The sequence below is a fragment of the Pseudomonas sp. WS 5071 genome (assembly GCF_012985765.1).
Taxonomy (GTDB): domain Bacteria; phylum Pseudomonadota; class Gammaproteobacteria; order Pseudomonadales; family Pseudomonadaceae; genus Aquipseudomonas; species Aquipseudomonas lundensis_A.
The window spans coordinates 1-5,538 of record NZ_JAAQWY010000061.1; the positions used below are offsets into that span (position 1 = coordinate 1).

2 tRNA genes and 3 rRNA genes are annotated in these 5,538 nt (G+C 50.9%); all 5 read left to right on the top strand.

Features of this window, described 5'->3' with window-relative positions:
- Positions 1-332: 332 nt before the first annotated feature.
- A 16S ribosomal RNA gene (locus tag HBN61_RS22010) occupies positions 333-1,869 on the top strand.
- Between the two features lie 122 nt (positions 1,870-1,991).
- Positions 1,992-2,068: transfer RNA gene (locus HBN61_RS22015), tRNA-Ile, on the top strand.
- Between the two features lie 9 nt (positions 2,069-2,077).
- Positions 2,078-2,153: transfer RNA gene (locus tag HBN61_RS22020), tRNA-Ala, on the top strand.
- A 236-nt stretch (positions 2,154-2,389) separates the two neighbouring features.
- Positions 2,390-5,281, top strand: a 23S ribosomal RNA gene (locus HBN61_RS22025).
- Between the two features lie 149 nt (positions 5,282-5,430).
- Positions 5,431-5,538, top strand: a 5S ribosomal RNA gene (rrf, locus tag HBN61_RS22030); the annotation flags it as partial.

A 5,538-nucleotide genomic window follows, 5' to 3' on the forward strand; every position in this document is an offset into this window, starting at 1 on the left:
GTTGACAGCAGCGTGTAACGCTGTAGAATTCGCCTCCCGCTGACGAGAGATCGAAAGCGCAAGTGGTTGATGTTACAGAGGAAACTTTGAAAACATCTTAAAATAACCGCTTGACAGCAACAGGGGCTGCTGTAGAATGCGCGCCTCGGTTGAGCGAAAGCTTAACCAACCGCTCTTTAACAACTGAATCAAGCAATTCGTGTGGGTGCTTGTGGAGTCAGACTGATAGTCAAAAAGATTATCAGCATCACAAGTTACTCCGCGAGAAATCAAAGATGTAACCAACGATTGCTGAGCCAAGTTTAGGGTTTTCTCAAAACCCAAAGATGTTTGAACTGAAGAGTTTGATCATGGCTCAGATTGAACGCTGGCGGCAGGCCTAACACATGCAAGTCGAGCGGTAGAGAGGTGCTTGCACCTCTTGAGAGCGGCGGACGGGTGAGTAATACCTAGGAATCTGCCTGGTAGTGGGGGATAACGTTCGGAAACGGACGCTAATACCGCATACGTCCTACGGGAGAAAGCAGGGGACCTTCGGGCCTTGCGCTATCAGATGAGCCTAGGTCGGATTAGCTAGTTGGTGAGGTAATGGCTCACCAAGGCTACGATCCGTAACTGGTCTGAGAGGATGATCAGTCACACTGGAACTGAGACACGGTCCAGACTCCTACGGGAGGCAGCAGTGGGGAATATTGGACAATGGGCGGAAGCCTGATCCAGCCATGCCGCGTGTGTGAAGAAGGTCTTCGGATTGTAAAGCACTTTAAGTTGGGAGGAAGGGCATTAACCTAATACGTTAGTGTCTTGACGTTACCGACAGAATAAGCACCGGCTAACTCTGTGCCAGCAGCCGCGGTAATACAGAGGGTGCAAGCGTTAATCGGAATTACTGGGCGTAAAGCGCGCGTAGGTGGTTTGTTAAGTTGAATGTGAAATCCCCGGGCTCAACCTGGGAACTGCATCCAAAACTGGCAAGCTAGAGTATGGTAGAGGGTAGTGGAATTTCCTGTGTAGCGGTGAAATGCGTAGATATAGGAAGGAACACCAGTGGCGAAGGCGACTACCTGGACTGATACTGACACTGAGGTGCGAAAGCGTGGGGAGCAAACAGGATTAGATACCCTGGTAGTCCACGCCGTAAACGATGTCAACTAGCCGTTGGGAACCTTGAGTTCTTAGTGGCGCAGCTAACGCATTAAGTTGACCGCCTGGGGAGTACGGCCGCAAGGTTAAAACTCAAATGAATTGACGGGGGCCCGCACAAGCGGTGGAGCATGTGGTTTAATTCGAAGCAACGCGAAGAACCTTACCAGGCCTTGACATCCAATGAACTTTCCAGAGATGGATTGGTGCCTTCGGGAACATTGAGACAGGTGCTGCATGGCTGTCGTCAGCTCGTGTCGTGAGATGTTGGGTTAAGTCCCGTAACGAGCGCAACCCTTGTCCTTAGTTACCAGCACGTAATGGTGGGCACTCTAAGGAGACTGCCGGTGACAAACCGGAGGAAGGTGGGGATGACGTCAAGTCATCATGGCCCTTACGGCCTGGGCTACACACGTGCTACAATGGTCGGTACAAAGGGTTGCCAAGCCGCGAGGTGGAGCTAATCCCATAAAACCGATCGTAGTCCGGATCGCAGTCTGCAACTCGACTGCGTGAAGTCGGAATCGCTAGTAATCGTGAATCAGAATGTCACGGTGAATACGTTCCCGGGCCTTGTACACACCGCCCGTCACACCATGGGAGTGGGTTGCACCAGAAGTAGCTAGTCTAACCCTCGGGAGGACGGTTACCACGGTGTGATTCATGACTGGGGTGAAGTCGTAACAAGGTAGCCGTAGGGGAACCTGCGGCTGGATCACCTCCTTAATCGACGACATCAGCTGCTCCATAAGTTCCCACACGAATTGCTTGATTCATTGAAGAAGACGATAGAAGCAGCTTTAAGCTCCAAGCTGATAGCTCACGCTAACAGTTACAAGCTCGAAATTGGGTCTGTAGCTCAGTTGGTTAGAGCGCACCCCTGATAAGGGTGAGGTCGGCAGTTCGAATCTGCCCAGACCCACCAATTTTGTATGGGGCCATAGCTCAGCTGGGAGAGCGCCTGCCTTGCACGCAGGAGGTCAGCGGTTCGATCCCGCTTGGCTCCACCATAAACTTGCTTCTGTATCGTAAAGCTTAGAAATGAGCATTCCATCAGCACGATGGTGAATGTTGATTTCTGATCTTTTGATTAGATCGTTCTTTAAAAATTTGGGTATGTAATAGAAAGATAGACTGAATGACACTTTCACTGGTGTTTATTCAGGCTAAGGTAAAATTTGTGAGTAATTGCAAGTTTTCGGCGAATGTCGTCTTCATAGTATAACCAGATTGCTTGGGGTTATATGGTCAAGTGAAGAAGCGCATACGGTGGATGCCTTGGCAGTCAGAGGCGATGAAAGACGTGGTAGCCTGCGAAAAGCTTCGGGGAGTCGGCAAACAGACTTTGATCCGGAGATGTCTGAATGGGGGAACCCAACCATCATAAGATGGTTATCTTGTACTGAATACATAGGTACAAGAAGCGAACCAGGGGAACTGAAACATCTAAGTACCCTGAGGAAAAGAAATCAACCGAGATTCCCTTAGTAGTGGCGAGCGAACGGGGACCAGCCCTTAAGCTGTATTGATGTTAGCGGAACGCTCTGGAAAGTGCGGCCATAGTGGGTGATAGCCCTGTACGCGAAAACATCTTTGCAGTGAAATCGAGTAGGACGGAGCACGAGAAACTTTGTCTGAATATGGGGGGACCATCCTCCAAGGCTAAATACTACTGACTGACCGATAGTGAACTAGTACCGTGAGGGAAAGGCGAAAAGAACCCCGGAGAGGGGAGTGAAATAGATCCTGAAACCGTATGCGTACAAGCAGTGGGAGCCCACTTTGTTGGGTGACTGCGTACCTTTTGTATAATGGGTCAGCGACTTATTTTCAGTGGCAAGCTTAACCGAATAGGGGAGGCGTAGCGAAAGCGAGTCTTAATAGGGCGTCTAGTCGCTGGGAATAGACCCGAAACCGGGCGATCTATCCATGGGCAGGTTGAAGGTTGGGTAACACTAACTGGAGGACCGAACCGACTACCGTTGAAAAGTTAGCGGATGACCTGTGGATCGGAGTGAAAGGCTAATCAAGCTCGGAGATAGCTGGTTCTCCTCGAAAGCTATTTAGGTAGCGCCTCATGTATCACTGTAGGGGGTAGAGCACTGTTTCGGCTAGGGGGTCATCCCGACTTACCAAACCGATGCAAACTCCGAATACCTACAAGTGCCGAGCATGGGAGACACACGGCGGGTGCTAACGTCCGTCGTGAAAAGGGAAACAACCCAGACCGTCAGCTAAGGTCCCAAAGTTATGGTTAAGTGGGAAACGATGTGGGAAGGCTTAGACAGCTAGGAGGTTGGCTTAGAAGCAGCCACCCTTTAAAGAAAGCGTAATAGCTCACTAGTCGAGTCGGCCTGCGCGGAAGATTTAACGGGGCTCAAACCATACACCGAAGCTACGGGTATCACGTAAGTGATGCGGTAGAGGAGCGTTCTGTAAGCCTGTGAAGGTGAGTTGAGAAGCTTGCTGGAGGTATCAGAAGTGCGAATGCTGACATGAGTAACGATAATGGGTGTGAAAAACACCCACGCCGAAAGACCAAGGTTTCCTGCGCAACGTTAATCGACGCAGGGTTAGTCGGTCCCTAAGGCGAGGCTGAAAAGCGTAGTCGATGGAAAACAGGTTAATATTCCTGTACTTCTGGTTATTGCGATGGAGGGACGGAGAAGGCTAGGCCAGCTTGGCGTTGGTTGTCCAAGTTTAAGGTGGTAGGCTGGAATCTTAGGTAAATCCGGGATTCTAAGGCCGAGAGCTGATGACGAGTGTTCTTTTAGAACACGAAGTGGTTGATGCCATGCTTCCAAGAAAAGCTTCTAAGCTTCAGGTAACCAGGAACCGTACCCCAAACCGACACAGGTGGTTGGGTAGAGAATACCAAGGCGCTTGAGAGAACTCGGGTGAAGGAACTAGGCAAAATGGCACCGTAACTTCGGGAGAAGGTGCGCCGGTGAGGGTGAAGCATTTACTGCGTAAGCCCACGCCGGTCGAAGATACCAGGCCGCTGCGACTGTTTATTAAAAACACAGCACTCTGCAAACACGAAAGTGGACGTATAGGGTGTGACGCCTGCCCGGTGCCGGAAGGTTAATTGATGGGGTTAGCTAACGCGAAGCTCTTGATCGAAGCCCCGGTAAACGGCGGCCGTAACTATAACGGTCCTAAGGTAGCGAAATTCCTTGTCGGGTAAGTTCCGACCTGCACGAATGGCGTAACGATGGCGGCGCTGTCTCCACCCGAGACTCAGTGAAATTGAAATCGCTGTGAAGATGCAGTGTATCCGCGGCTAGACGGAAAGACCCCGTGAACCTTTACTATAGCTTTGCACTGGACTTTGAATTTGCTTGTGTAGGATAGGTGGGAGGCTTTGAAGCGTGGACGCCAGTCTGCGTGGAGCCATCCTTGAAATACCACCCTGGCAACTTTGAGGTTCTAACTCAGGTCCGTTATCCGGATCGAGGACAGTGTATGGTGGGTAGTTTGACTGGGGCGGTCTCCTCCTAAAGAGTAACGGAGGAGTACGAAGGTGCGCTCAGACCGGTCGGAAATCGGTCGTAGAGTATAAAGGCAAAAGCGCGCTTGACTGCGAGACAGACACGTCGAGCAGGTACGAAAGTAGGTCTTAGTGATCCGGTGGTTCTGTATGGAAGGGCCATCGCTCAACGGATAAAAGGTACTCCGGGGATAACAGGCTGATACCGCCCAAGAGTTCATATCGACGGCGGTGTTTGGCACCTCGATGTCGGCTCATCACATCCTGGGGCTGAAGCCGGTCCCAAGGGTATGGCTGTTCGCCATTTAAAGTGGTACGCGAGCTGGGTTTAGAACGTCGTGAGACAGTTCGGTCCCTATCTGCCGTGGACGTTTGAGATTTGAGAGGGGCTGCTCCTAGTACGAGAGGACCGGAGTGGACGAACCTCTGGTGTTCCGGTTGTCACGCCAGTGGCATTGCCGGGTAGCTATGTTCGGGAAAGATAACCGCTGAAAGCATCTAAGCGGGAAACTTGCCTCAAGATGAGATCTCACTGGAACCTTGAGTTCCCTAAAGGGCCGTCGAAGACTACGACGTTGATAGGTTGGGTGTGTAAGCGCTGTGAGGCGTTGAGCTAACCAATACTAATTGCCCGTGAGGCTTGACCATATAACACCCAAGCAATTTGATCGAAAGACCAGATTGCGGTGTGTGAAGACGATACAAACCGAAAGTTTGCACCTCACAAAACACCAAACTATTACATACCCATTCGCTGGAGCGTTAACCGTAAGGTAAACGACCTGGCTACCGAATTTCTTGACGACCATAGAGCATTGGAACCACCTGATCCCATCCCGAACTCAGCAGTGAAACGATGCATCGCCGATGGTAGTGTGGGGTTTCCCCATGTGAGAGTAGGTCAT